Here is a 26,056-nt window from a genome sequence, read left to right on the forward strand (position 1 = left end):
AGGGTGCGGCCATGTTCGCCGTAACCGCAACGCAGACCGATCCCGACAACCCCCTCGCCGGGCTGACGCTCGGTGAGCACCCCGAACCCAAGACGCCCGACGGCTGGACCACCGTCACGGTGAAGGCCGCCGCGCTCAACCACCACGACCTGTGGACCCTCAAGGGCGTGGGGATCCGCCAGGACCGGCTCCCCATCGTGCTCGGCTGCGACGCCGCCGGGCTCGACGAGGACGGCAACGAGGTCATCGTGCACTCGGTGATCGGCACGGGGGCCGACGAGACGCTCGACCCGAAGCGGTCCCTGCTCTCGGAGACGCATGACGGCACCTTCGCCGAGCGGGTGGCGGTGCCCCGGCGCAACCTCGTGCCCAAGCCCGCCGCGCTCAGCTTCGAGGAGGCCGCGTGCCTGCCGACGGCGTGGCTGACCGCCTACCGGATGCTGTTCGAGAAGGCGGGGGCGGAGCCCGGCTCCACCGTGCTGGTCCAGGGGGCGGGCGGCGGGGTGGCCACCGCGCTGATCGCGCTGGGCCGGGCCGCCGGCTACCGCGTCTGGGCCACCAGCCGGTCGGAGGAGAAGCGGGCGCGGGCCCTGGAGCTCGGCGCCGACCAGGTCTTCCCCAGCGGCGCCCGGCTGCCCGAGCGGGTGGACGCGGTGCTGGAGACCGTCGGCCAGGCCACCTGGGACCACTCGCTCAAGTCACTGCGGCCCGGCGGCCGGATCGTGGTCTCCGGGGCGACCAGCGGCGCGGTGCCCCCGGCCGATCTGAACCGGGTCTTCTTCCTCCAGCTCTCGGTGGTCGGCTCGACCATGGGCACCCGGGACCAGCTGGCCAGGCTGGCCCGCTTCCTGGAGCAGACCGGCGTCCGGCCGGTCGTCGACCGGACGCTCCCGCTGACCGACGCCCGGGAGGGGTTCGCCGCCATGCACGGGGGCGACGTCTTCGGGAAGATCGTCTTCACCGTGTGAGCCGTGCGCGGCCGCGCCGTACGGGGGTGGCGGGGTCCTCCGCCCGGCGGGCACGGCCTGTCCGGGCGCGGGGGGTTCCGCCCCCGGCCCGGTGGAGCACCGGGCGGACGGCCGGGACCCGGGCCCGGACCGGAGCAGGGGCGGGCGGGGCCCGTACAGGAGGATCACCGCAGCGCGTCCCGGATGCGGCGGGCGGCGTCGTAGAGCGCGTCCTGCGCGGTGGCCAGGGTCTCCTCGGTCACCCGCCCCTCCGCCGCGTCCCGGCGGACCTCCTCGACGAACTCGGCCAGCATCTGCCCGAGCCGGGTGTCGCCCTCGGCGGACCAGTCACCGGTGAAGCCGGAGGCCCAGATGCGCTTCCACTCCTGCTTCCAGCGGTCGGTCTCGTGCTTCCACTCGGCCTGGTGCCGCTTCCACTCGGCCTTGTGCTCCCGCCAGGCCTCGCGCTGCTCGTCCTTGACCCGCCGGAACTCCTCGCGCGTGTCGTGGTCGCCCTGCCGGGCCCCCTGGCGCACCTCCCGGGCCATCTGGGTGAGCTCCTCGCGCAGCGACCTGACCGTGTCGCGCACGTCCTCCTTGACCTCGCGCGCGATGTCGCGGACGGAGTCGGAGATCTCCTGCTCCAGCTCGGCCAGCTCGTCCATCCGGGCGTTCAGCTCGGCGCGGCCCTGGTCGGTGAGGGTGAAGACCTTCTTGCCCTCCTTGACCTCGTGGGTGACCAGGCCCTCCTCCTCCAGCCGGGCCAGGCGGGGGTAGATCGTGCCAGGCGAGGGGGAGTAGACGCCCAGGAAGCGGTCCTGGAGCAGCCGGATGACCTCGTAACCGTGGCGCGGGCTCTCCTCGAGCAGCTTCAGGAGGTAGAGGCGGAGCCGTCCGTGGGCGAAGACGGGACTCATGACGCCTCCCCGCCCGTTCGTCCGGCCCGGCGCGCGCCGGGGAGTCTGCTGCTGCCGGTGCACTGGTTCACGCCGGCCCTCCCTTCAGAATCGTGATGTCGCCGGAGACGCTGGTGGCCGACAGGGAGGCCATGCCGCCTCCGAGCCGCCCGCTCAGCGTCCGCATGCCGGGCTGGCCGGCGTGGGCGAGCTCGGGGAAGCCCGTGCTGATCCGGCCGGAGGTGGAGCGGAGGGTGACGTCGCTCTGCGCCGTGTGCGGGAGCCGTACCACGATCTCGCCCGAGACGCTGTTCATCGTCACGTGACCGGTCGGCGGGAGCTCCAGGTCGGCGGTGATCCGGCCGGAGACGGTGGTGGCCTTCAGCCGGCGGGGAGTGCCCCGGGCCACGGTCAGCTCGCCCGAGACGCTCTTGAAGGACAGGTCGCCGACCAGGCCGCGGGTCTCCACGGCGCCGGAGACGGTGTCGGCGTGGGTCTCGCCGCTGACCCCGTCGAGGACGATCTCACCGGAGACGCTCTTGACGGAGGTGCGGGCCTCGAACCCGGCGACGACGGCGGAGGCGGAGACGACCCCGGCCCTGACCGGGCAGTCCTTGGGCACGGTCAGCGTGAGCGTGGCGTGCCGGCGGGTGGGGCGCAGCCAGTTCAGGATGTTGTTCCAGGTCAGATCCTCGTAGGCCACGGTGAGCGTGCCGTCCTCCTCGTAGGTCACGATGAGGGGTGAGTCTCCGACGTCGGCGACGTCGAGGGCGGGCGGGCCCTCGCTGGCGAGCACCGCGAGCCTTCCCGCCACGATCCGCACGTTCAGCCTGCTCACCGCGTCGAACGTGAGCTGCTCGGGTTTCTCGATGGTCCATTGACGCATAGGTGTGACCTCCCTCTGGAAAACACGATATGTCGCGTCATGCGGGAGGTCAAGATATATCGTGTCGCGACATTCCGGCCGGGGCCGTCCGTCCGGCCCCTCGGGCCGCCCGGGGGGCTACTCGTCCTCGTCGTCCAGCCGGGCCAGCCAGGTGGCCAGCCGCTCCACGGGGGTCTCGAACTCGGGGTTCAGGTCGACGAACTCGCGCAGCCGCTCGGCGAGCCAGGTCATGGTGACCTCCTCCTCGCCGCGGCGGGTGACCAGTTCCTCGATGCCCCGATCGGTGAAGTACATCGTTCTCCTTACGACGAGGAAGTCCCCCACGGGCACTGCCGTGGGGGACTTCCGAGGTGGTGCTCAGCGCGCCCGGCGCCCGGAGCCGGGCGCCCGGTGCGGGTCAGCTGCCGTAGACCTCGTCCAGCATCTGGCGCAGCTCGACCTCGTGGGTCGCGTGCGAGCCGGTGGCCGGGGACGAGTTGGCCTTGCGGGAGACCCGCTTGACCGGCCGTCCGCCGAACACGTCGGGCGTCTCGGCCATCTTGAGCGTCAGGAACGGCCACGGACCCATGTTGGCCGGCTCGTCCTGCGCCCAGATCAGCTGGATGTCGCCGTAGCGGGCCAGCTCGGTCGCGAGCGGGTTCGTCGGGAACGGGTAGAGCCGCTCCAGCCGGATGACCGCCACGTCGGTACGGCCCTGCGCGTCGCGGGCCGCGGCCAGGTCGTAGTAGATCTTGCCCGAGCAGAGCACGACCTTGCGGACCCCGGCCGGGTCCACCGTGGTGTCGCCGATCACCGGCTTGAACGCGCCCGAGGTGAAGTCCGCGACCGGCGAGACGGCCGCCTTGTGCCGCAGCAGCGACTTGGGCGTGAAGACGACCAGCGGGCGGTGCCGGTTGGACTTCGTCTGCCAGCGCAGCAGGTGGAAGTAGTTCGCCGGCAGGGTCGGCTGGGCCACGGTCATGTTGTCCTGGGCGCACATCTGCAGGAAGCGCTCGATGCGGGCCGAGGAGTGGTCGGGGCCCTGACCCTCGTAGCCGTGCGGCAGCAGCAGGGTCACGCCGGAGCGCTGGCCCCACTTCTGCTCGCCCGCGGTGATGTACTCGTCGATGACGGACTGGGCGCCGTTGACGAAGTCGCCGAACTGCGCCTCCCAGCAGACCAGGGCGTCGGGGCGCTCCACGCTGTAGCCGTACTCGAAGCCGAGCGCGGCGTACTCGCTGAGCAGCGAGTCGTAGACGTAGAACTTCGTGGTGCCCTGGTTGAACGTCTTCAGCGGGGTGTGCTCGGCGCCGGTGACCCGGTCGACCAGCACCGCGTGCCGCTGGACGAAGGTGCCGCGCCGGGAGTCCTGGCCGACCAGGCGGACCGGGTGGCCGTCGATCAGCAGCGAGCCGAAGGCGAGGGTCTCGCCCATGCCCCAGTCGACGCGGTCCTCGGTGACCATCTGGCCGCGGCGCTGGATGACCGGGAGCAGACGCGGGTGGACGGTGAAGCCCTCCGGCAGGTTGAGCTGGGTCTCCACGATCCGCTTGACGGTCTCCTCGGAGATGCCCGTCGGCGTGTCCTCGTGCGACCAGGGGACGACCTCGGGGTCGGCCGGGCGGTGGAACTCGCCGGTCGGCTCCCTGAGCGCCTCGCGGGTCTCGGCGAAGGCGTTCTCCAGCTTGGCCTGGTAGTCGCGGAGCGCGCTCTCGGCCTCCTCGACCGTGATGTCGCCCCGGCCGATCAGCGCCTCGGTGTAGAGCTTGCGGGTGGACCGCTTGGCGTCGATCAGGTCGTACATCAGCGGCTGGGTGAAGCTGGGGTTGTCGGCCTCGTTGTGCCCGCGGCGGCGGTAGCAGATCAGGTCGATCACGACGTCCTTGCGGAACGCCTGGCGGTACTCGAAGGCCAGGCGGCCGACCCGGACCACGGCCTCGGGGTCGTCCCCGTTGACGTGGAAGATCGGGGCCTGGATCATCCGGGCCACGTCGGTGGCGTAGACGGAGCTCCGCGACGAGGCCGGAGAGGTGGTGAAGCCGACCTGGTTGTTGACCACGATGTGCACGGTGCCGCCGGTGCGGTAGCCGCGCAGCTGCGACAGGTTCAGCGTCTCGGCCACCACGCCCTGGCCGGCGAAGGCCGCGTCGCCGTGGATGAGCACCGGCAGGACCGAGAAGCCCTCCTCGCCGCGCTCCAGGAGGTCCTGCTTGGCGCGGACCACGCCCTCCAGGACCGGGTCGACCGTCTCCAGGTGGGAGGGGTTGGCCACGACCGATGCCTTGATCTTGGACCCGCTGGGCGAGACGAAGTCGCCGGTGGCGCCCAGGTGGTACTTCACGTCGCCGGAGCCGTGCGCCGTGCGCGGGTCGATGTTGCCCTCGAACTCGCCGAAGATCTGGCCGTAGGACTTGCCCACGATGTTGGCCAGCACGTTGAGGCGGCCGCGGTGGGCCATGCCGATGACGGCCTCGTCGAGCTGGTCCTCGGCGGCGGCGCAGAGCACCGAGTCGACCAGCGGGATCAGCGACTCGCCGCCCTCCAGGGAGAAGCGCTTCTGGCCGACGAACTTGGTCTGCAGGAACGTCTCGAACGCCTCGGCGGTGTTGAGCCGCTCCAGGATCCGCAGCTGCTCCTCGCGGTCGGGCTTGACGTGCGGGCGCTCCACCCGCGCCTGGATCCAGGCCCGCTCCTCGGGGTTCTGGATGTGCATGTACTCCACGCCGATGGTGCGGCAGTAGGAGTCGCGCAGCACGCCCAGGATCTCGCGCAGCTTCATCAGCGGGCGCCCGCCGAAGCCGCCGGTGGCGAACTCGCGCTCCAGGTCCCACAGGGTCAGCCCGTGCGACTTGATGTCGAGGTCGGGGTGCTTGCGCTGCTTGTACTCCAGCGGGTCGGTGTCGGCCATCAGGTGGCCGCGGACCCGGTAGGCGTGGATCAGCTCGATGACGCGGGCGGACTTGGCCACGTCGTCGTCGTGGGTGGTCGAGATGTCCTGGACCCAGCGGACCGGCTCGTACGGGATCCGGAGCGCCTCGAAGATCTCGTCGTAGAAGCCGTCCTCGCCCAGCAGCAGCTGGTGGATCCGGCGCAGGAAGTCGCCCGACTGGGCGCCCTGGATGATCCGGTGGTCGTAGGTGCTGGTGAGCGTCATGACCTTGCTCACCGCCAGGCGGGAGAGCGTGTCGGGGGAGGCGCCCTGGTACTCCGCGGGGTACTCCATCGCGCCGACGCCGATGATCGCGCCCTGGCCCGGCATCAGGCGCGGCACCGAGTGCACGGTGCCGATGGTGCCGGGGTTGGTCAGCGAGATCGTGGTGCCGGCGAAGTCGTCGACGCCGAGCTTGCCTCCCCTGGCCTTGCGCACGATCTCCTCGTACGCCATCCAGAACTGGCGGAAGTCCATCTCCTCGGCGCCCTTGATCGAGGGCACCAGGAGCTGACGGGTGTCGCCCTTCTGGATGTCGATGGCCAGGCCGAGGTTGACGTGCTCGGGCTTGACCAGCGCCGGCTTGCCGTCGATCTCGGCGTAGGAGAAGTTCATCTCCGGCATGACCCGGGCGGCCTTGACGATCGCGAAGCCGATGAGGTGCGTGAACGACACCTTGCCGCCGCGCCCGCGCGACAGGTGGTTGTTGATCACGATGCGGTTGTCGATGAGCAGCTTCGCCGGGACGGCGCGCACGCTGGTCGCCGTGGGCACCACGAGGCTGGCCTCCATGTTGGCGGCCGTTCGGGCGGCCGCGCCACGGAGTCGGACTTCCTCGGCACCGGCGGGCAACTGCGGCTCCTGCTTGGGCTTGTCCGCCTGGGCAGCCTCGGCCTTCGGCGCTGTGGGGGTAGTCGTCGCGGCGGCCGGGGTTGCCGGGGCCGTGGCGGGTGTCGGGGGAGCGGCGGTGGCCGCCCCCTGGGCCGCGGCCTTGCCGGACCCGGAATCAGGGGTGTAGTCAGCGAAGAAGTTCCACCAGGCCCGGTCGACGGACTCGGGATCCTGGAGGTACTTCTGGTACAGCTCGTCGACAAGCCATTCGTTTTGACCAAAGGCTGCCAGCGGGTTTGTCCGCGACGACTCAGACGACACGGCGGAAATCGCCCTCTTCCGCAGATCGGCGTTGATGATGGAGAACCTGTCCAAGGCTACTCTCATGGACCCGGCCATGCGTCCGCCTGGTCCCAGCTCCCCGCCCGATCTTCCCAGAAGCACTCAAAAGGGTCGCCTTTGGTGGCCTATCTCACGGTAATCGGCGCGGCCACGGCGCTCGGGGCGGTCAGGCCGGGCCGACGCGGGGTCATGCCGGGCGGGCGCGGGGCCAGGCGGGGCCGACGAGGCGGTCAGGCGGGGCCGACGAGGCGGGACTCGATCCGGACGCCGGGCGTGATCTCCTCCAGCAGCGCGGCCAGCTCGCTCCCGGCCGCCCGCAGCTCCTCCGGGGACATCGGCGCCAGCCGCTCCAGCAGGAACAGCGCGTCCACGGTCTCCTCGGTGATCCGGGTCCGCACGCACTGCCGCCAGTTCCACCTGCGGCAGGTGACGCCGCGGTCGTCCCGCCAGACGACCTCGCCGATCTCGGGGTGATCGATCGCGGGCTCGCCCTTCTCGATCACGTCGAAGGGTTCGTCCCCGGCCGCCCGGACCAGCCTGGCCGTCCCCTCGTAGTGGGCCAGGTCCTCGCCGCCGATCGGCAGCCCGTGCCGGACGCTGATCGTGTTGTAGGCGTCGACCACCAGGTTGATCTCCGGCAGCGGCATCCGCCGCACCAGCGCGTCCACCGAGGGCCTGGTCCGCTGCGGCTTGGCGCCGAAGGACCGGTAGGCCTCCCGCCACGCCTCGACCTTCGGATCCTCGGCCGTCACCGCGTCCTGCGCCGCCGCCGCCAGCCAGGCGCGGGACCGGTCGTCGGTGGGGCCGTTGCGCAGGCCGTACGCGCCCACGGCGAGCACGGCGAAGTCCGGCCGCAGTTCGGCGACGGCGGGGTCGATCCAGATGTCCTCGATCACGGGTGCCAGTTTATGGCTCCCGCGGGCCGGCGAGGCGGCGTGCCGCGTACTGCGCGAGCCACCCGTGGGCCGCCACCGTCACCGCGAACGCCACGATCACCCCTGCGATGACCGCCAGCCGGCTCTCGTCCGCCAGCAGCAGCACCTTGGCGTCGCTGAGGCCGGTTCGCGCGGAGCCCCATCCGGTCACGGCCGTCGTCGCCCACCGTCCCGCGTGCCTGATCGCGGGACGGGCGGCCGCGGTCGCGGCGGCCGGTACGGCGAGCACGGTGAAGACGATGAGAACCCCCGCCGTTCCCCCCGCCGAGAAGGAGGTCGGCATGCCGGCGGCGAACAGGATTCCGCTCATCAGCAGCCGGGCCACGACGCCGACGACCACTCCCGCGACCAGCGCCCCGCCCAGCACGGCCGCGATCAGCCGTACGGTTCTGCGGAGCTGCTTGCTTTCCTGCATGAAATCCCCCTGATTGTCACTAAAAGGGGGTTATAGAGGTCTATGTCCATCCAGAGCAACAGCGGAAGCACCCCGGGACCCACTCGTTACCCCGAGCCGGGAAAGAGCAGGGCGGCCGCCGGAGGAATGCGGCCGCCCTGGTCGGGGGGGTGACGGCGGGGTGCGCCGTCACGGGCTCAGCGGCAGAGGGCGCCGTTGAGGAGGAAGCGCTCCGGCTTGGGGTTGGGGCCGGAGGAGTCGGCCCCGAGGAAGCCGAAGGTGACCGATTCACCGGGCTCGATGACGCGGTTCCAGCGCAGGTTCTTCGCGGTGACGGTCGCGCCGTCCTGGGACAGCTCGGTGTTCCAGTGCCGGCGCACCTTCTGCCCGCCGAGGAAGGCCCACTTCAGCGTCCAGCCCTCGACGGCCTTCTTCCCGGTGTTGGTGATGGTGACCTGGGTGTTGAACCCGTCAGGCCACTGGCCGTGGTTGGTGTAGGTGATCTTGCAGTCGTCCGCCGGCGCGGGGTCGGCGAGGAAGGACGCGATCCAGGACAGCGGGGAGTTCCAGTTGATGGTCAGCTCGTTGGTGGACCACGACTCGATGTCGTCGATGTAGCAGAACTGGGGCTTGCAGCCGCGGAGCTTGGCCTGGGCCACCGGGTCCTGGATGGCGGAGTTGGGGCCGCCGGACAGGGTGCCCCTCGGCGGGTTCGGCAGGGACGGGTCGAGCTGGCGGGCGTACCAGCGGCTGTGCTGGTTCTTGGACGCCACCTCGCCGTAGCCGGTCACGTAGGACTGGTTGAGCGCGTTGCGGCCGAGGATGTAGTCCATGCCCTCCAGCACGCCGTCGCGGTACTCGGCCCGGCCGCTGATGTCGTGGGCCACCGCCATCACGACCATGTTGTTCAGGATCAGGTTGTTGGAGCCCCAGTCGAAGTCCGGCGGGTTGTACGGCAGGCCGTACGCGTGGGCCTTCTGGATCGCCAGGTACTTGTCCGCGCCCTCCAGCACGGACTGCCGCACCCGGGCCCGGTCGGGCAGGGCGTTGGGTACGGTGGCGAGCTGGATCCGGCCGAGCTGGGCGGTGTTGCCCCAGTCGAAGCCCCGCTCGCGCCAGATGTCGGCGGTGTGGTGCGGGGAGGCCAGGACGTAGTCCCTGAACTCCTTCTCGCCGGTGGTGATGTAGAGCTCGGCGGCGGCCCAGTAGAACTCGTCGGTCACGTCGCCGTCGGGGTAGGCGCCGCCGCCGACGCCGTCGGCCGGGTCGGCGTAGCGCGCCGGGTCGGCCTCGGCCGCCGCCCACGCCTTCCTGGCCGCGGCCAGGTTCCGCTTGGCGAACTCGGGGTCGTACGGCGCGAACAGCCGGGCCGCCTGGGCGGCGGTGGCGGCCAGGTTGAGGGTGGCGGCGGTGGACGGCGGGTGCAGCTCGCGCTTCTGCGGGTCGAGGTGCGGCATGAGCGGCAGGCCGGTCCACGCGGCGTCATGGATCTTGTGGTGGGCCATCCCGGCGTGCGGCTTGCCGTCGGGGACCTGCATGCTCAGCAGGAACTCCTGCTCCCAGCGGGCCTCGTCGAGGATGTCGGGCACGCCGTTGCCGCTCTCGGGGATGTTCAGCTCCCCGTCTTTGTGCGTGCCGTCGGCCTTGACGCGCTCGAAGGTGGACATGATCTGATGGACGGAGATGCCGCCGTTGACGACGTACTTGCCGTGGTCGCCCGCGTCGTACCAGCCGCCCTTGACGTTGAGCGTGTAGTCGCAGACGCCGGGCTGGCAGGGCACCTCGACGTCACCCTGGTTGGGCGCGATCCCGGCGTGCCCGGCGGGCCTGCCGTACCCGGGGCGCAGGCTGTCGAGGATCTCGATGCCGCTGCGCTGGGTGTAGTAGAACTTCAGCGCGTCGGTCCTGAGCTCGTCGTAGAGGTCGGCGCCGATGTCGAAGGGACGGCTGGTCTCGCCGTCGGCGGTGAGCGTGTACCCGGTCCCGGGGGTCTTGACCGAGCCGAAGTCGATCGTGTGCACGTTCTGGCCGGAGCTGGCGTCCACGCCGCGCGGGACGGTCTCGCCCTCGGCGACGGTCCGCCCGTCGCGCTCCAGCTTCCAGGCCACGGGCTCGGTCTTCTCGGTGACCACGGTGGCGTTCTTCGGGCCGGTCGGCAGGTAGCCGACCATGTTCACCCGGACGCGGGGGCCGGTGTCGGGGACGTAGACGTCGGGATCGGCGCCCCCCTTGAGGGAGACGTTGTCCACGCAGAACCTCCAGGGAGTCGCGCTCCCGCCGACCTGGAAGGCCACCTGGGCGTTCGGCAGGTCCACGGGAGAGGTGAAGGTGTACGAGTAATCGTTGCCGGACACGCTCAGCTCGGGGTTGACGGCGAGGAACTGGGTCCAGGGATCCACCGGGAGCTGGATCAGCGCCTTGACGACCCGGCCGGGGTTCGCGACGCCGAAGAAGGAGAACTCGTAGGTCTCGTCCTTGACCAGGGCGATGTCGTTCTGGCCGACGATGACGTCCCAGGGGTTGGCGGTGCCGCCGGGGATGTCGGCGCAGAGCCGTCCTTCGGCGACTTCCAGGGTGGTGTTGGCGGTGCTCCACCAGGGAGCCGTACCGGTGTCGAAGGTGCCGTTGACGATCTGCTCGGGGCCGTCGGCGGCGGCCGAGGAGGGGGTCAGCATGACCACGCCGGCGGAGACGGCGGTGGCCACGGTCAGGGTGAGCCAGGTGGGGGGTCTGATCACGGGGGATTCCTTCGGGGTGACACGACCGCGTGGGAGCGCTCCCACTGAGAGGATTCGTCGATTGTTCCCAGCGCGCCGTCCCCCGTCAACGGGCCGGTCGCCGAGCGCGGGGGCCGACCGGCCCGGTGTCCGATTTGTCGGATGAAACTTTCACGCACCCGCCTGCCGGTCTCCTCTTTTCTCCTGTTCATTGCCGACAGCGGACCCGGCCCTTGGCTGCCGTTCCCGGCCAGCGGGCAGAGAGAGTCAAGACGGAAAGGGGAGGCGGCCGATGCTGGGCGCGGAATGGGAAGCGGCGCTGGTGGAGCTCCTCGACCGCGTCTCGGCGACGGTCGCCGCGAGCGACGATCCGGAATTCGCGGCCCGGGCGGCGCTGGAGGCGGTGTGCGAGACGATCGGCTGGCCGGTCGGCCACCTCTACGTGCCGGAGGACGCCGGCGGCCGGTTCGTCTCGTCGGGGATCTGGGCGGGAGAGGCCGAGGAGTTCCCGGCCCTGCGCGAGGCGACCGCCCTGACCGCGATCCCCTTCGGAGCGGACCTCGTCGGCCGGGCGGCGGAGGCCGGCCGCCCGCTGTGGTCGCGGGACGCCGGCCGCGATCCGGCCTTCGCGCGTGCCCGGCGGGGCGCGGACCTGGGCGTCGGGGCGGTGCTGGCGCTCCCGGTCGTGACCGCCGACGGTGTGGCCGGCGTGCTGGAGTTCTTCTCGCGTGAGGAGGGAGAGCCGGACGCCTCCCTGGTGCGGGCGATGGCCGCCCTCGGCCGGCAACTGGGCCAGCTGGTCGACCGGTGGCGCGCCCAGCGGGAGATGGAGCGCACCCGGCGCCGGATGGAACGGCTCATCGAGACCTCGGTGGAGGCGTTCGTGGCCATCGACGCCGAAGGGCGCGTCATCGGGTGGAACGCCGGAGCCGAGCGCATGTTCGGGCTCCCGCGCGAGCAGGCCGTCGGGCGGCTGATGAACCAGATGATCGTGCCGCCCCGCTACCGGGAGGCCGACCAGGCGGGCCGGGACCGGTTCCTGGCCACCGGGCGGTCGCGGGTGCTGGGGCGGCGCCTGGAGCTGACCGCGCTGCGCGCGGACGGCAGCGAGTTCCCCGTCGAGCTGGTCGTCTGGGCCAACCGCAACGGCGGCGCCTGGACGTTCAACGCCTTCGTCCACGACGTCACCGACCGCCACCAGGCCGAACGGGCGCTGAGGGAGGCCCACGTCCAGAAACAGGTCACCGTCGCCCGGCTGGAGGAGCTGAGCCGGGCGCAGGACGACTTCGTCTCCACCGTCAGCCACGAACTGCGCACCCCGCTGACCACCATCGTCGGATACCTGGAGATCCTCGCCGAGAACGACGAGCTGTCCGCCGACGAGCGCGACCGGATGGTGGGCACCATGAGCCACAACGCGATGCGGCTGCAGAAGCTGATCGAGGACCTGCTGGCGGTCAGCACCATCACCGCCGACCGGCTCGCCCTCGACCCCGCCCCGGTGACGATGGGCGAGATCCTTCAGGACGCGGTCCGGGCGACCGCCGCCGAGACCTCGTGCGGGTCGCATCCGGTCCAGGTTCACGTCGACCCCGGCGTCCCCCGCGTCCACGCCGACCGCCGCCTGCTGGTGCAGGCGGTGAGCGCGATGGTGTCGAACGCGGCCAAGTTCTCCGCGACCGGAGCGCCGATCGTCGCGCGCGCCTTCGGTTCCGGGACGAGCACGTCGATCGAGGTCGTCGACCGGGGCGCCGGCATCGCCCCCGAGGAACTGCCGTACGTGTTCGACCGGTTCGCCCGTACCCGCTCCAGCCGGGACGGAGCGGTCCAGGGCATCGGGCTGGGGCTGACCATCGCCAAGGCCATCGCCGAGGCCCACGGCGGCGCCGTCACCGCCGTCAGCGTCCCGGGCGAGGGTTCGACCTTCACCCTCACCCTGCCCGTCCCGGACACGACCGCCCCTCGCGAGGGGTGAGCCGGTTCAGGAAGCGGCGGTCCAGTCGATCTCCGGGCCCTTCGGGACGATCCGCGTCGGGTTGATGTTCGTCTGGGTGATGAAGTAGTGCCGCTTGATCTGGTCGAAGTCGGTGGTGTCGCGGAAGGCGGGGATCGCGTGGAGGCGGCGGGCGTAGGCCCACAGCGCCGGATAGTCGACCAGGCGGCGGATCGCGCACTTGAAGTGCGAGTGGTAGACCGCGTCGAACCGGGCGAGGGTGGTGTAGATCCTGACGTCGCTCTCGGTGAGCGCGTCACCGTGCAGGTAGGTCCGGGTGGCGAGCCGCTCCTCCAGCGTGCCGAGCGTCTCGAAGACCTTGACGACCGCCTCGTCGTAGGCCTCCTGCGAGGTGGCGAAGCCGGCCTTGTAGACGCCGTTGTTGAGCCCGTGGTAGATCACGTCGTTCAGCGCGTCGATCTCCTCGCGGAGCGCGGCGGGATAGAGGTCGGGGGCGCCCTCGGCGTGCCAGGGGGCGAAGGCGGTCTCCATGGTGAGCGTGATCTGGAAGTAGTCGTTGGTGGCCAGGCGCCCGGCGGTGCGGTCCCAGACGCAGGGCACGGTGTAGCGGCCCTGGAAGCCCGCCTCGGTCGCGTGGTAGAGCTCCGAGAGGTACTCGACGCCGGTGACCGGGTCGCCGCCGGGGATCCGCCAGCCCTTCTCGTCCCTGATCGGGTCCACGATCGTCACGCCGATCACGTCCTGGAGCCCGAGCAGCTCGCGGACGATGAGCGAGCGCTGGGCCCACGGGCAGGCGTAGGAGGCGTAGAGCTGATAGCGGCCCGGCTCGGGCGGGTGCTCGCCGCCCTCCTCGATCCGGGCGGTGAACCGGTTGGGCTGGCGGACGAAGCGCCCGTCGCCCGCGATCTCGTTTCCCAGCTTCATGGCCTCACCGTACGACGCCCGGCTGCGATCCCGCCGTCCCGTGCGGGGGCCGTACGGCGCCCCCGAGTAGAACATAATTCGGTGCAGGGGGCAGAATCGGGGGCGTCGAAGGGAGATCGGGGATGAGTGTGGTGACGCCGGCCAGCGAGGCGCAGCGAGAGGCGTGGCGGAGCGGAGGGTTCCCGGAGGTGGAACGGGTCCGGCCGGGACTGTGGTCGATCCCGGTGCCGCTGCCCGCCATCCCGCTGCGCTACGTGCTGGTCTACGCCCTCGAACTGCCCGACGGGGTGGCGATCGTCGACGCCGGCTGGAACACCGACGAGGCGTACGACGCGCTGGCCGCCGGCCTGAAGGTCGCCGGATTCGAGATGACCGACGTCAAGGCGGTCCTGGTCACCCACATCCACCCCGACCACTACGGGCTCGCCGGGCGGATCCGCGAGGTGTCCGGAGCCTGGATCGGACTGCACCCGGCGGACTCCCGCCTGCTGCGCGACCGCTACGACGACGACGCGGTGGACACCCTGGTGGCGCAGGAGCGCACGCTGCTGTTGCGGTCGGGCGTGCCGCAGGCGACGCTGGACGAGCTGGCCGGGGCCTCGATGATGATCCGGCACTACGTGACCATGGCCAAGCCCGACCGGCTGATCGAGGACGGCGACCGCCTCGGCCTGCCCGGCTGGGACCTCCAGGCGATCTGGACGCCCGGACACTCCCCGGGTCACCTCTGCTTCGTCGAGCGGGAGCGGCGGCTGCTGTTCTCCGGCGACCACGTGCTCGCGAAGATCACTCCGATCGTGGCGGTGCACCCGCAGTCCGCGCCCAACCCGCTGGCCGACTACCTCGACGCGCTGGCGGCGGTGCGGAAGTTCGACGTGGAGGAGGTGCTGCCCGCGCACGAGTACCGGTTCCTGGAGCTGGCCGAGCGGGTGGACCACGTGATGGCCCACCACGAGGAGCGGCTGGCCGAGATCGAGGCGGCGGTCGCCGCGGCCGGCGGGATCACCTGCTGGGACACCGCGACCGGGCTGACGTGGTCGCGTCCCTGGGAGACGATCCCGTCGTTCATGCGCCGGGCGGCCAACAACGAGACCCTGGCCCACCTGGTCTGGCTGGAGGCCCGTGACCGCCTGCGCCGCGTCCCCGGCGAGCCCGACCTCTGGTACCCGGCCTGACCCGGTGACCGGGACGGCGCAGCCGGTGCGGGGCGGCGCCCGGCGTGACACGGTTCCCGGCGTGAGGCGCTGCCGGGCGTGACACGGTTCCCGGTGTGATCCTCGAGGGCTCTCCCGCCGCCTCGCGGACACACCGGGGGACGCGCCGGAGAACGGGAGCCCTCTGGCATACCCTGTCCCTGAGCTGGCATGTCGTGGGGAGCACGCCCGCTGACGCCGGTCGGGGGTCCCGGCGCCGGACGAGCGCCGGGAGAACGAGGGGAGGCGCGATGGCGGGGATGCCGATACCCTCCGACGAGGCGGAGCGGCTGCACGATCTGGAGGAGCTGGAAGCGCTTGAGCTCCCGGTGGAACCCGACTTCGAGGCCATCGCGCTGCTGGCCGCGCACCTCTGCGACGTCCCGATCGCGCTGGTCAACCTGATCGACGCCACCCACCAGCACTTCCGCGGCCGGGCGGGCGTCACCTGGACCAGCGCCGACCGTGAGAGCGGATACTGCAAGTACACCGTCTGCGGAAGCGACCTGCTGGAGATCCACGACATCCTCGCCGACGAGCGCTACCGCGACGAGGCCGTGGCCGCGGGCGAGCCGTACGTCCGCTACTACGCGGGCGTGCCGCTGCTCAGCAGCCGCGGGCACGCCCTGGGCACCGTGTGCGTGCTGGACCACCGCCCGCGCCGGTTGACCTCCGACCAGCGCGCGACCCTGTTCGCCCTCGCCCGCAGCGTCACCACGCTGCTGGAGCTCCACCACCACGCCCGCCGCACCGGCCGGGCCATCCCGCGCCTGCGCGAGCTGGAAAGGCTCAAGGAGCAGTTCCTGACCAGCATCAACCACGAGCTGCGCACCCCGATGACCTCGATCCGCAGCGCCCTGCAGCTCCTGCAGGAGGGCGGGCTCGACGAGGAGACCGAGCGCCGGTTCCTGGCGGTGATGGAGCGCAACAACGAGCGTCTGATGGTGCTGCTGGACGAGCTGCTCCTGCTGGCCAGCCTCAACGCCGGGACCGCCGCCTTCGCTCCGGAGCGGATCGACCTCTCCGAGGTCGTCCGCCGGGTGGTGGGCGAGGTCGCCGAACGGGCGGAGCAGAAGGAGCACGCCGTGCGCCTGAACGCGTCGCCGGGGGTGGAGGTCCGGGGCGACGCCGGGTACCTCGGGATCGCGCTGCGGCACGTGCTGGACAACGCGATCAAGTTCACCCCGTCCGGTGGTGTGATCGATGTCAGGGTCGCCGCCGAGCCGGAGCCCGTGGTGGAGATCCGCGACACGGGGACGGGCATCGAGGCCCGGGACCTGCCCCACGTCCTGGAGGACTTCTACCGTGCCTCGGAGATGGAGGAGCAGGCCGTCGCGGGCACCGGGGTGGGGCTGGCCATCGCCGAAAAGATCGTCAAGTTGCACGGGGGCGCCGTGCGGCTGGAGAGCGAGCCGGGCGAGGGGACCTGCGTGCGGCTCTCCTTCCCGAACCCGGACCGGGATCCGGGCCCCGCCCGGAGGGGAACCGTCCGCTGAACGCGCCCCCCCGGTTCCGGCTCAGGCCAGGCGGACGGTGCCGCGGCCGGTGGCGAGGGGGAGGTCGAGGAGGGTGCGGACGCCGGGCGGAGCGGCGCAGACGGCGGCGATGGCGTTGACGGCGTGGGAGGCGGCGCCGGACAGACCGTGGGAGATCTCCTCGACGCTGACCATGATCTCGGGAACCCCCTCGATGTGGATGGCGGAGCCGGGGGCCGTCCAGCGCCGGACCCGGGTGGCGTCGGCCTTGTAGACGCACTCCACGGTCATGAAGGGACGGCCCCGGACCAGGCCGGAGAACGTCCAGCGGGACGCGCACACGGTCCCGGGGCGGACCGTGCCGGCGGCGATCTCGAACTCCTCCGAGGAGGTCTCGAACTCGTCGCTCTCCTCCACCTCGTCGAGCGTGACGCCGAGGACGTCGGCCACGAACTGCACGCTCTCGGCGAAGAGCGCGCGCTGGAAGGCCCGGAACGGGCGCACCGCGGTCGCGTAGTCCTTGGCCGAGCGGGTGAAGCCGTACAGGTCGACGACGATCTGCCGGGACGGGTGGCCGCGGAAGTCGGAGGTCTCGCGGACGTAGATGTGGTCGATCCGGCTGGACAGGCCGGTGAGCGCCAGGGGGAGCAGGTCGCTGATGAACCCGGGGTTGATGCCGGTGCCGTGCAGGGACGTGCCGCCCGCGCGGCAGGCGGCCTCCAGGCGTTCCATCACGCCGGGGCCGTAGCACCGGGGGTAGACGAACCCGGTGGTGGTGATCACGTTCTTGCCCGAGGCGAGCAGGGCGCAGATCGTCTCGACGTCGCTGGCGTGGTCGTTCCCGAAGTAGGAGGCGGGCAGGGACATGTGCAGCACGCAGTCGGCGTCCAGGGCGAGGATCCGCTCGACGTCGTCGGTGCAGGCGACTCCGGTGTCGGGCAGTCCGACGATCTCGCCGGCGTCCTTGCCCACCTTGGCCGGGTCGTAGACGAGCACGCCGGCGAGCTCGAACTCGGGGCGGGTGATCAGAGCGCGGAGCGAGGATCTGCCGACGGCGCCCGTGGCCCACTGAACCACGCGGAGGGGCGGCGAAGAGGGCATGCGGGGGCCTCCAGCCCGGAAGCTGTGGGCGGGGGCCGGGCCGGGATGTGTGTCGTCTTCGACCCACGCCAGGTGCGGAGCAGAAATTTTAGCAGAAAGCTATATGGAGGACACTATCCGCGACCTCCCGCTCTCCCTGCGCATCCTGTTTCCGTCGCGCTTCTCCCGTCTCCCGCCGCGGGGGCCCGGTCATGGCCTCGCGGGGGCGGGCGCGTTATCCTTCAGCAGGACTAGAACTTTATTCTCGTGAATTCTCCTGGGAGGGGTCGCTGATGTCAGAGCTGCGGTTCGACGGCAAGGTCGCGGTCGTCACCGGCGCCGGGCACGGTCTCGGCCGGGCGCACGCGCTGTCGCTGGCCGAGCGTGGCGCCAAGGTGGTCGTCAACGACCTCGGCGGCGCCCTGGACGGCACCGGGGCCTCCGCCGGCCCCGCCGCCGAGGTGGTAGAGCTGATCACCAAGAACGGCGGCGAGGCGGTCGCCAACGCCGACAACGTCGCCACCCCCGAGGGCGCCAAGGCGGTCGTGCAGGCCGCGGTCGACGGCTTCGGCCGGGTGGACATCGTCGTCAACAACGCGGGCATCCTGCGCGACAAGTCGTTCGGCAAGATGACGGTCGAGGAGTTCGACGCGGTCCTCGCCGTCCACGTCCGGGGTTCGTTCCTGGTCAGCCACGCGGCCTTCCCCTACCTCAAGGAGCAGGGGTACGGCCGGATCGTCAACACCTCCTCGCCGGCCGGCCTGTTCGGCAACTTCGGCCAGGCCAACTACTCCACCGCCAAGATGGGCCTGGTCGGCCTGACCAAGACCCTCGCCATCGAGGGCGCCCGGGCGGGCATCAAGGCCAACGCCATCGCCCCGATCGCCTGGACCCGGATGACCGAGGCGCTGCTCCCGGCCGAGTTCGAGGCCAAGTTCACCGCCGAGCGGGTCAGCACCCTGGTGACGTTCCTGGCGCACGAGTCGTGCGAGACCAGCGGCGAGGTCTTCAGCGTCGGCGGCGGCCGGATCGCCCGGGTGTTCGTGGCGGAGGGCCCCGGCTGGAGGCAGGACGACCACACGGTCGAGGACATCAGGGACAACTGGGAGGCCATCATGGCCGAGCAGCCCTACCTGACCCCGACCACCATCGGGCAGCAGGCGGGCGCCTCCATGAAGGCCATGCTCTAGCCGGAAATCGCAGTCCCGGTCGTAGACCGCAGCTCTCGCCGTACCGGGCCCGCCCGGCCCGCAACCCCCGGAGCCCCTCGCCGCACCGCGGCGGGGGGCTTCTTTCATGGCTCCCCTGCGGCCAGGACTTTTGCAGAAATCAGCGAAAGTCTGTCGGATTACGGCCAAAGGGTCTTCACAAGCCGCCGGAACGGGATTAGCTTCTGCATCACCAGCTCCAAACCTGGACGGTGCGAGACGGAGGTCCCGTGTCCGCAGACGCCCCCCTTCTGCTCATGCGGGGGATCGTGAAGCAGTTCCCCGGCGTCCGCGCCCTCGACGGGGTCGACCTGGAGGTCCGGCGCGGGGAGGTGCACTGCCTGCTCGGCCAGAACGGCGCGGGGAAGTCCACGCTCATCAAGATCCTGTCGGGGGCGCACCAGCCCGACGAGGGCGCCATCGTCTTCGACGGCGACGAGGTGCGCCTGGCCAGCCCGACCGCCGCGATCCGGCAGGGCATCTCCACGATCTACCAGGAGCTCGACCTGGTCGACGGGCTGAGCGTGGCCGAGAACATCTTCCTGGGCCACGAGCGGGCCAGGTTCGGCTTCGTCCGCTCCGCCGAGGCCAACCGGGCCACCCGCGAGCTGCTCGCCCGGCTCGGGCACCCCGAGATCCGCCCGTCCGTCGAGGTCGGCCGCCTCTCGCCGGCCGCCAAGCAGGTCGTCAGCATGGCCAGGGCCCTCTCCCACGACACCCGCCTGATCATCATGGACGAGCCGTCGGCGGCCCTGGCCCACGACGAGGTCGCCAACCTCTTCCGGATCGTGCGGGAGCTGACCGCCGAGGGGGTCGCGGTCGTCTACATCTCCCACCGGCTGGAGGAGATCCGCGAGATCGGCGACCGGGTCACCGTGCTGAAGGACGGCCGGGCCGCCGCCGTGGGCCTCCCGGCGAAGAGCACGCCCACCTCGGAGATCGTCTCCCTGATGACCGGCCGCAACGTCGAGTACGTCTTCCCGCCGCGCCGCCCCCGCCGAGAGTCCGGGCCCGAGGTGCTGCGGGTGGAGGGGCTGACCGTGCCGGGGGTCTTCGCCGACGTCTCCTTCACGGTCGGGGCGGGCGAGATCGTCGGCCTGGCCGGGCTGGTCGGCTCGGGACGCTCGGAGATCATCGAGGCGGTGTACGGCGCGCGCAGGGCCTCGGGCGCCGTCATCCTGGAAGGCCGCCCGGTACGGCGCGGCGGCACCGCGACCACCGTCCGGCTCGGCATGGGCCTGGCCCCGGAGGAGCGCAAGGCCCAGGCGCTGCTGCTGGACCAGAGCGTGGCCCACAACATCACGCTGGCCGGGCTCGGCGGCTACTCCCGGCTCGGCTGGATCGACCGCCGCGGCGAGGGGGCGCGGGCGCGGGATCTGATCGAGACCCTCGACATCCGGCCCGGCGATCCGGACCGGCCGATCAGGACCCTGTCGGGCGGCAACCAGCAGAAGGCGGTGCTGGCCCGGTGGCTGGTCGGCACGCGGAGGCTGCTCCTGCTGGACGAGCCCACCCGCGGCGTGGACGTCGGCGCCCGGGCGGAGCTGTACGCCGTCATCCGGAAGCTCGCCGACGAGGGGATCGGCGTGCTGCTGGTCTCCAGCGAGGTGCCCGAGGTCCTCGGCCTCGCCGACCGGGTGCTGGTGGTCCGCGAGGGCCGGATCATCCACCGGGCCGACGCCCGCGACCTGGACGAAGGCCGGGTCCTCGACATGATCATGGAAGGGAGCGCGCTGTGACCGAGTCCCGCGGTCCGCAGGCCGAGAAGGCGCCGCAGGCCGAGAAGGCGCCGCAGGCCGAGAACGCGCCGTCGCCCGGGAACGCGCCGGAGGCTGAGAAGGCGCCGCCCGCCGACGAGCACGCGCGGGTCGAGGCGCAGGCCCGCAAGCCCGTCGCGCGGCCGGGGCCGCTGGCCCGGCTCGGGGAGGCCCGGCACCTCGGCCTGCTGGCGGCGCTGGCGCTGCTGGTGGTCGTCGGCCTGGTGACCCGGCCGGAGAACTTCGCCACCGCCTCCAATCTGGTCAGCATCCTGTCGCTGGCCGCCACCATCGGCGTGATCACCGTCGGCATGACATTCGTGATCATCGGTGGCGGCATCGACCTGTCCGTCGGCTCGATCATGGCGCTGGCCTCGGTCTGGGCCACCACGCTGGCCACGCAGTCGTACGGGCCGTTCGTGATGATCGTCTGCGCGGTCCTGGTCGGCGCCGGGGCGGGCCTGGTCAACGGCCTGCTGATCTCCTACGGGCGGATGGTGCCGTTCATCGCCACGCTGGCCATGTTCGTCGCCGCGCGCGGCCTGGCCGAGCGGATGTCCGACCGGAAGACCCAGCTGGTGCAGCAGGACAACCAGATGATCGTGGAGCTGTCCACCACCCGGGTGCTCGGGCTGCCCCTGCTGGTGTTCGTCTTCGCCCTGGTGGTGGCCGCGGGCTGGGTCCTGCTCAACCGGACCACCTTCGGCCGCCGCACCTACGCGGTCGGCGGCAACCCGGAGGCGGCCCGCCTGGCCGGCATCGACGTGCGGCGGCACACCGTGCTGCTGTACGCGCTGTCCGGGCTGTGCTGCGGCATCGCGGCCGTGCTCATCATGGCCAGGACCACCACCGGCTCCTCCACCCACGGGCAGCTCTACGAGCTGGACGCGATCGCCGCCGTCATCATCGGCGGCACGCTCCTCGCCGGCGGGCGCGGCACGATCATGGGCTCGATCCTCGGCCTGCTGATCTTCACTCTGATCACCAACCTCTTCATCCTCAACGGCCTCAACACCAGCGACCAGCTGATCGCCAAGGGGCTGATCATCGTCGTGGCGGTGCTGCTCCAGCGGCGCGGCCTCGAATCCCGGACGTGAGACAAGGAGCACGGTCATGTCCAACCCACTCGCCCGGCGGGGGTTCCTCGTCGGCGGGGCGGTCATCGGGGCGGGAGCCCTGGCCACCGCCTGCACGAGCAACGAGCCCGCCGCCCAGCCCAGCCCCGCCGGGTCCCAGCCCGCGGGCACCCCGGCCGGCGGCACCGACAACGACCAGCCGGGCAAGCAGGTCGTCATCGGCTTCTCCGCGCCGGCGGCCGACCACGGCTGGATCGCCGCGATCGCCAAGAACGCCCAGGCCGCCGCCGGGCAGTACAGCGACGTGGAGTTCAAGCCGGTCGAGCCGACCAACGACATCAACGCGCAGATCTCGGCGGTCGAGTCGCTGATCGCCGCCAAGGTCTCGGTGCTGGTGCTCCTGCCCAACGACGGCCAGCAGCTCAACCAGATCGCCCGTCAGGCCACCGACGCGGGCATCCCCGTGGTCAACCTCGACCGGATCTTCCCCGACAAGCTCTCCTACCGGACCTGGATCGGCGGGGACAACTACGGCATGGGAGTGGCAGCAGGGCACTACGTCGGCAAGAAACTCAAGGACAAGGGCGTGGCGAACCCGGTGATCGTGGAGATCCAGGGCATCGCGACGCTCCCGCTCACCCAGGACCGGAGCAAGGGCTTCGCCGACGCGCTGAAGACCTACGGCTTCAGCGTGACGGCCCAGCAGGGCGCCCAGTTCACCGTGCAGAGCGGCAACGAGGTGGCCACCAACCTGCTCCAGGCGCACAAGAAGATCGACGCGCTCTGGAACCACGACGACGACCAGGGCGTCGGCGTGCTGGCCGCGATCAAGGAGGCGAGCCGGAACGAGTTCTTCATGGTCGGCGGGGCGGGCTCGGCCAACGCGATGCGCGAGATCCAGTCCGGCAACAGCGTGCTGGAGGCCACCGTGACCTACAGCCCGACGATGGCCTCCTCGGCGATCAAACTCGCCCGGCTGATCGCGCAGGGCAAGGGCATGAGCGACCTGGTGGAGAACCAGGTGCCGCAGTCGATCACACTGGCCTCGGAGACCATCACCAAGGAGAACGTCGCCCAGTACATGCCGCTGGGGTTCGAGTCGTGAAGCCGGTCATCGGGGTGGGCATGGTCGGGCACGCGTTCATGGGACGCGCGCACTCCCAGGCCTGGCGGAGCGTCGCCGCGTTCTTCGACCTGCCCGTCGTGCCGTCCATGGCGGTGCTGTGCGGGCGCTCGCCGGAACGTACGGCGGCCGCCGCCGAAGCGCTCGGCTGGGCCGCGACCGAGACCGACTGGAAGCAGCTCATCAAGCGGGACGACGTGCAGATCGTGGACATCTGCACGCCCGGCGACTCGCACGCCGAGATCGCGATCGCCGCGCTGGCCGCCGGCAAGCACGTGCTGTGCGAGAAGCCGCTGGCCAACACCGTCGCCGAGGCCGAGGCGATGGCCGCGGCGGCGCGCGAGGCGGCGGCGCGGGGCGTGCGGTCCATGGTCGCCTTCAACTACCGCCGGGTCCCGGCGGTGGCGCTCGCCCGGCGGCTGGTGGCCGAGGGGCGGCTGGGCGAACTGCGCCACGTGCGGGCGCAGTACCTCCAGGACTGGATCGTGGACCCGGAGTTCCCGCTGGTCTGGCGGCTCCAGAAGGAGCACGCGGGCTCGGGCGCGCTGGGCGACATCGGGGCGCACATCATCGACACCGCCCAGTTCGTCACCGGGCAGAACCTGACGGGCGTCTCGGGCCTCACCGAGACGTTCGTCAAGGAGCGCCCCCTGGCGGAGGGGTCGGAGGGGCTCGCGGGCGGGAGCCGTACCGGGGCGAGGGGGACGGTGGACGTCGACGACGCCGCGCTGTTCATCGGGCGGCTGGAAGGCGGGGCGCTGGCCTCCTTCGAGGCCACCCGGTTCGCCTCCGGGCGCAAGAACGCGCTGCGGATCGAGGTCAACGGCTCCAGGGGGAGCCTGGCCTTCGACTTCGAGGCGATGAACGAGCTGTGGTTCCACGACCAGACGCTCGCCGGGGCCGAGGCGGGTTTCCGGCGGATCGTGGTCACCGAGCCGGACCACCCGTACGCGGGGGCCTGGTGGCCGCCGGGACACGGGCTGGGCTACGAGCACACCTTCGCCCACGAGGTGAAGGACTTCCTGCAGGCGGTGGCCGCCGGGACCGACCCGGAGCCGTCCTTCGCCGACGGCCTGCGGGTGCAGCGGGTCCTGGCGGCGGTCGAGGCGAGCGCGGCCGGCGAGAGCCGCTGGACGGCGGTGGAGTGATGGGACGGTGCGCTGAGGTGATGAAGGCGGTGGCGAGATGAGCAGGCCGGTCACGTTGTTCACCGGCCAGTGGGCAGACCTCCCGTTCGAGGAGGTCTGCCGGCTGGCCGCCGAGTGGGGCTACGACGGCCTGGAGATCGCCTGCTGGGGCGACCACTTCGAGGTGGACAAGGCCCTGGCCGACGACTCCTACGTGGAGCGGAAGCTGGAGGTGCTGGCCAAGCACAACCTGAAGGTGTGGACGATCTCCAACCACCTCGTCGGGCAGGCGGTCTGCGACCACCCGATCGACGAGCGGCACAAGGCGATCCTGCCCGCGCGGATCTGGGGATCGGGCGATCCGGAGGAGGTGCGGCGGGCCGCGGCCGAGGAGATGAAGGACACCGCGCGGGCCGCGGCGAAGCTCGGCGTGCGCACGGTCGTGGGCTTCACCGGGTCGTCGATCTGGCACACGGTCGCGATGTTCCCGCCGGTTCCCGCGTCGATGATCGAGGCGGGCTACCGGGACTTCGCCGACCGGTGGAACCCGATCCTCGACGTGTTCGACGAGGTGGGCGTCAAGTTCGCGCACGAGGTGCACCCGAGCGAGATCGCCTACGACTACCACACGACGGCGCGGACGCTGGAGGCGATCGGGCGCAGGGAGGCGTTCGGCCTGAACTGGGACCCCTCCCACATGGTCTGGCAGGACCTCGACCCGGTCGGGTTCATCCTCGACTTCGCCGACCGGATCTACCACGTGGACTGCAAGGACGCCAAGGTCAGGTGCGGAGACGGGCGACGGGGGCGGCTCGCCTCCCACCTGCCCTGGGCGGACATGCGGCGCGGCTGGGACTTCGTCTCGACGGGGCACGGCGACGTGCCGTGGGAGGACTGCTTCCGAGCGCTGAACTCCATCGGCTACGACGGCCCGATCTCCATCGAGTGGGAGGACGCGGGCATGGACCGCCTCGACGGAGCCCCGGAGGCGCTGGGGTTCGTCAGGCGGTTGAACGCCATCACGCCGCCGGCCGCAGCTTTCGACGCCGCGTTCGGCGGGGAGTGACCGCCCACCGGCCTCGAGACCCCCGGCGGGGGACACCGGGACCCGCCGTCCGGCGCACGGGCCGGACGGCGGGTCCCGGCCTCGCCGCCGACCGGCGCGCATGCGGGCGGCGAGGGGCGCCGGCCCGCCGCCGTCCGATGCGTGTGCGGGCGGCGGCGGGCCGGTGCTGCACGGGCGGCGGACCGGCGGGTCAGACGCGCTGCCACAGGGCCGGGACGTTCGGCGGTTCCCAGCCCGCCATGGCCGTGTGCGCCTGCAGGCACCGGTAGGTCGCGCCGCCGTAGGTGACCTGGACCCCGGCCGCGTAGTAGGTCCCGACCCGCCAGGTGCCGCCGCCCGTGGGCGTCACGGTCGGGCTCGGGGACGGCGAGCCCGTGCCGGCGACGTTGAGCACGAAGTCGAACGTCGCCTCCCGCCCGGAGCCGACCGTCCGCACGTTCATCAGCAGCGACGGATCGTAGATCGTGTCGGTGTTGTTGCGCGGCTCGCCCGGGAAGTAGAGCTGCGTGGTCAGGATCTGCGGCTGGCCCGGGGCCTGGAGCTTGACGTGGATGTGCCGGGTCCGGCCCGGGTAGAGGCCCGGGACGACGGTGGTCAGCCGGTAGACGCCGTTGGCGTCGGTGTACAGGTGGCCGCGGAGCCGGTAGCCGGCGTTGTCGTAGGCGCCCATCGTGTCGGCCTGCCAGAAGTCCAGCAGCACCCGCGCGAGGGGCTGGCAGGCGCGGTTGAAGACGTGGCCGGTGACGACCAGGCGGGTGCCGGACGTCCCCGGGGTGAGGTCGTCGCGCTGGGGAGAGTTGGGCTTGAAGTACGGCCCCTCCGTCTGCGCGATGGTCGTCCTGCCGGGGGTGCAGGCCAGCAGCTCGTTCTCCGGCGGGGCCGAGGCGGCGCCCGCGGTGGCCGCGGCGGCCCCCACCACGGCCGGGACGGTCAGGGCGCCCACGCCGACCGCGGTGATGAACTGCTTGCGGCTGAGACCGGACTCCTCGCCGGTCGCCTTGTCTCCGGCCGTCATATCTCCGGTCACGTGAGGGTTCTCGGACATGAGTGTGCTCTCCTTCGGACAGCGGCGGCCGGCCGTGCTGGGGGGTGGGCACGGCCCGTTCCGTCCTGACGTGTATATCCACGCCCCCGGCCGGAGATCTGACTGTGCGCGCCAGGCTGCCGGCGGAGAGCGCCAGGCTGTCCGCCGTGGGCGGCGCCGGGGAGCGAGTGCG

General features: G+C 71.5%; 20 protein-coding genes. 10 read left to right on the top strand and 10 right to left on the bottom strand.

Translation table 11 applies throughout. The annotated features are described in order from the left end of the window. Positions 1-11 precede the first annotated feature (11 nt). Positions 12-968, top strand: a complete 957-nt coding sequence (locus Plo01_RS34920; RefSeq protein ID WP_203895048.1) for a zinc-binding dehydrogenase — start codon at positions 12-14, stop codon at positions 966-968. 164 nt (positions 969-1,132) lie between these two features. Here Plo01_RS34920 and Plo01_RS34925 read toward each other — a convergent pair whose 3' ends face one another. The 7 genes from Plo01_RS34925 to Plo01_RS34955 form a co-directional block, all read right to left on the bottom strand. Further along, complete coding sequence (locus Plo01_RS34925) at positions 1,133-1,864, bottom strand: PadR family transcriptional regulator (RefSeq protein ID WP_203895049.1); 732 nt, start codon at positions 1,862-1,864, stop codon at positions 1,133-1,135. A gap of 67 nt (positions 1,865-1,931) precedes the next feature. Beyond that, complete coding sequence (locus Plo01_RS34930; RefSeq protein ID WP_203895050.1) at positions 1,932-2,729, bottom strand: DUF4097 family beta strand repeat-containing protein; 798 nt, start codon at positions 2,727-2,729, stop codon at positions 1,932-1,934. Between the two features lie 117 nt (positions 2,730-2,846). After that, positions 2,847-3,023, bottom strand: coding sequence for a DUF6104 family protein (locus Plo01_RS34935; RefSeq protein WP_176728604.1), 177 nt, complete (start codon positions 3,021-3,023; stop codon positions 2,847-2,849). A 103-nt stretch (positions 3,024-3,126) separates the two neighbouring features. After that, positions 3,127-6,789 carry a multifunctional oxoglutarate decarboxylase/oxoglutarate dehydrogenase thiamine pyrophosphate-binding subunit/dihydrolipoyllysine-residue succinyltransferase subunit gene (locus Plo01_RS34940; protein ID WP_203895051.1) on the bottom strand — a complete coding sequence of 1,221 codons (3,663 nt, stop codon included), beginning with the start codon at positions 6,787-6,789 and terminating at the stop codon, positions 3,127-3,129. Positions 6,790-7,040: 251 nt separating this feature from the next. Continuing rightward, a complete protein-coding gene (locus tag Plo01_RS34945; protein ID WP_203895052.1) occupies positions 7,041-7,706 on the bottom strand; it encodes a B3/B4 domain-containing protein in 666 nt (221 codons plus the stop codon). 10 nt (positions 7,707-7,716) lie between these two features. Further along, positions 7,717-8,160 carry a hypothetical protein gene (locus tag Plo01_RS34950; RefSeq protein WP_203895053.1) on the bottom strand — a complete coding sequence of 148 codons (444 nt, stop codon included), beginning with the start codon at positions 8,158-8,160 and terminating at the stop codon, positions 7,717-7,719. A gap of 176 nt (positions 8,161-8,336) precedes the next feature. Next, positions 8,337-10,877: a glycoside hydrolase family 9 protein gene (locus tag Plo01_RS34955; RefSeq protein WP_373871754.1), complete on the bottom strand. Its 2,541-nt coding sequence runs from the start codon at positions 10,875-10,877 to the stop codon at positions 8,337-8,339. Between the two features lie 271 nt (positions 10,878-11,148). On the opposite strand from Plo01_RS34955, the gene Plo01_RS34960 reads away from it, so the two are divergent. Further along, positions 11,149-12,831, top strand: coding sequence for an ATP-binding protein (locus Plo01_RS34960; RefSeq protein WP_203895054.1), 1,683 nt, complete (start codon positions 11,149-11,151; stop codon positions 12,829-12,831). 6 nt (positions 12,832-12,837) lie between these two features. On the opposite strand, the gene Plo01_RS34965 is transcribed toward Plo01_RS34960, so the two are convergent. Next, a complete protein-coding gene (locus tag Plo01_RS34965; RefSeq protein WP_203895055.1) occupies positions 12,838-13,734 on the bottom strand; it encodes a glutathione S-transferase family protein in 897 nt (298 codons plus the stop codon). A 122-nt stretch (positions 13,735-13,856) separates the two neighbouring features. Between Plo01_RS34965 and Plo01_RS34970 the strand changes: the two genes are divergently transcribed. After that, the gene (locus tag Plo01_RS34970) at positions 13,857-14,909 is read left to right on the top strand and encodes an MBL fold metallo-hydrolase (protein WP_239317672.1); all 1,053 of its coding nucleotides are present in this window, start codon (positions 13,857-13,859) and stop codon (positions 14,907-14,909) included. Between the two features lie 278 nt (positions 14,910-15,187). Beyond that, the gene (locus Plo01_RS34975) at positions 15,188-16,423 is read left to right on the top strand and encodes a GAF domain-containing sensor histidine kinase (protein WP_203895056.1); all 1,236 of its coding nucleotides are present in this window, start codon (positions 15,188-15,190) and stop codon (positions 16,421-16,423) included. A gap of 21 nt (positions 16,424-16,444) precedes the next feature. On the opposite strand, the gene Plo01_RS34980 is transcribed toward Plo01_RS34975, so the two are convergent. Further along, a complete protein-coding gene (locus tag Plo01_RS34980; protein ID WP_203895057.1) occupies positions 16,445-17,503 on the bottom strand; it encodes an NAD(P)H-dependent amine dehydrogenase family protein in 1,059 nt (352 codons plus the stop codon). A gap of 272 nt (positions 17,504-17,775) precedes the next feature. Between Plo01_RS34980 and Plo01_RS34985 the strand changes: the two genes are divergently transcribed. The 6 genes from Plo01_RS34985 to Plo01_RS35010 all read left to right on the top strand — a co-directional run bounded on the left by Plo01_RS34985 (position 17,776) and on the right by Plo01_RS35010 (position 24,839). Then, a complete protein-coding gene (locus Plo01_RS34985; protein WP_203895058.1) occupies positions 17,776-18,672 on the top strand; it encodes an SDR family oxidoreductase in 897 nt (298 codons plus the stop codon). Between the two features lie 248 nt (positions 18,673-18,920). Continuing rightward, positions 18,921-20,429, top strand: coding sequence for a sugar ABC transporter ATP-binding protein (locus Plo01_RS34990; RefSeq protein ID WP_239317674.1), 1,509 nt, complete (start codon positions 18,921-18,923; stop codon positions 20,427-20,429). Next, positions 20,426-21,544, top strand: a complete 1,119-nt coding sequence (locus Plo01_RS34995) for an ABC transporter permease (RefSeq protein ID WP_239317676.1) — start codon at positions 20,426-20,428, stop codon at positions 21,542-21,544. The genes Plo01_RS34990 and Plo01_RS34995 overlap by 4 nt, the downstream gene beginning before the upstream one ends. Before the next feature lie 16 nt (positions 21,545-21,560). Then, positions 21,561-22,628 (top strand): substrate-binding domain-containing protein, encoded by a 1,068-nt coding sequence (locus Plo01_RS35000; protein WP_203895059.1) that lies wholly within the window; start codon positions 21,561-21,563, stop codon positions 22,626-22,628. Further along, the gene (locus Plo01_RS35005) at positions 22,625-23,794 is read left to right on the top strand and encodes a Gfo/Idh/MocA family protein (protein ID WP_239317678.1); all 1,170 of its coding nucleotides are present in this window, start codon (positions 22,625-22,627) and stop codon (positions 23,792-23,794) included. Before Plo01_RS35000 ends, Plo01_RS35005 begins: the two co-directional genes overlap by 4 nt. 37 nt (positions 23,795-23,831) lie before the next feature. After that, entirely contained in the window at positions 23,832-24,839 is a 1,008-nt protein-coding gene (locus Plo01_RS35010) for a sugar phosphate isomerase/epimerase family protein (protein WP_203895060.1), read from the top strand. Positions 24,840-25,029: 190 nt separating this feature from the next. Here the strand turns inward: Plo01_RS35010 and Plo01_RS35015 are convergent, their stop codons facing one another. Continuing rightward, positions 25,030-25,884: a dioxygenase family protein gene (locus Plo01_RS35015; RefSeq protein WP_239317680.1), complete on the bottom strand. Its 855-nt coding sequence runs from the start codon at positions 25,882-25,884 to the stop codon at positions 25,030-25,032. Between the last annotated feature and the right edge of the window lie 172 nt (positions 25,885-26,056).

This window comes from Planobispora longispora (assembly GCF_016863135.1).
GTDB classification, from domain to species: Bacteria; Actinomycetota; Actinomycetes; order Streptosporangiales; family Streptosporangiaceae; genus Planobispora; species Planobispora longispora.

What these genes read in the sequence shown, in the direction of transcription:
- Plo01_RS34920 (WP_203895048.1), top strand. Translation starts at nt 12, where the DNA reads ATGTTCGCCGTAACCGCAACGCAGACCGATCCCGACAACCCCCTCGCC.
- Plo01_RS34925 (WP_203895049.1), bottom strand. Translation starts at nt 1,864, where the DNA reads ATGAGTCCCGTCTTCGCCCACGGACGGCTCCGCCTCTACCTCCTGAAG.
- Plo01_RS34930 (WP_203895050.1), bottom strand. Translation starts at nt 2,729, where the DNA reads ATGCGTCAATGGACCATCGAGAAACCCGAGCAGCTCACGTTCGACGCG.
- Plo01_RS34935 (WP_176728604.1), bottom strand. Translation starts at nt 3,023, where the DNA reads ATGTACTTCACCGATCGGGGCATCGAGGAACTGGTCACCCGCCGCGGC.
- Plo01_RS34950 (WP_203895053.1), bottom strand. Translation starts at nt 8,160, where the DNA reads ATGCAGGAAAGCAAGCAGCTCCGCAGAACCGTACGGCTGATCGCGGCC.
- Plo01_RS34960 (WP_203895054.1), top strand. Translation starts at nt 11,149, where the DNA reads ATGCTGGGCGCGGAATGGGAAGCGGCGCTGGTGGAGCTCCTCGACCGC.
- Plo01_RS34965 (WP_203895055.1), bottom strand. Translation starts at nt 13,734, where the DNA reads ATGAAGCTGGGAAACGAGATCGCGGGCGACGGGCGCTTCGTCCGCCAG.
- Plo01_RS34970 (WP_239317672.1), top strand. Translation starts at nt 13,857, where the DNA reads ATGAGTGTGGTGACGCCGGCCAGCGAGGCGCAGCGAGAGGCGTGGCGG.
- Plo01_RS34975 (WP_203895056.1), top strand. Translation starts at nt 15,188, where the DNA reads ATGCCGATACCCTCCGACGAGGCGGAGCGGCTGCACGATCTGGAGGAG.
- Plo01_RS34980 (WP_203895057.1), bottom strand. Translation starts at nt 17,503, where the DNA reads ATGCCCTCTTCGCCGCCCCTCCGCGTGGTTCAGTGGGCCACGGGCGCC.
- Plo01_RS34985 (WP_203895058.1), top strand. Translation starts at nt 17,776, where the DNA reads ATGTCAGAGCTGCGGTTCGACGGCAAGGTCGCGGTCGTCACCGGCGCC.
- Plo01_RS35000 (WP_203895059.1), top strand. Translation starts at nt 21,561, where the DNA reads ATGTCCAACCCACTCGCCCGGCGGGGGTTCCTCGTCGGCGGGGCGGTC.
- Plo01_RS35010 (WP_203895060.1), top strand. Translation starts at nt 23,832, where the DNA reads ATGAGCAGGCCGGTCACGTTGTTCACCGGCCAGTGGGCAGACCTCCCG.
- Plo01_RS35015 (WP_239317680.1), bottom strand. Translation starts at nt 25,884, where the DNA reads ATGTCCGAGAACCCTCACGTGACCGGAGATATGACGGCCGGAGACAAG.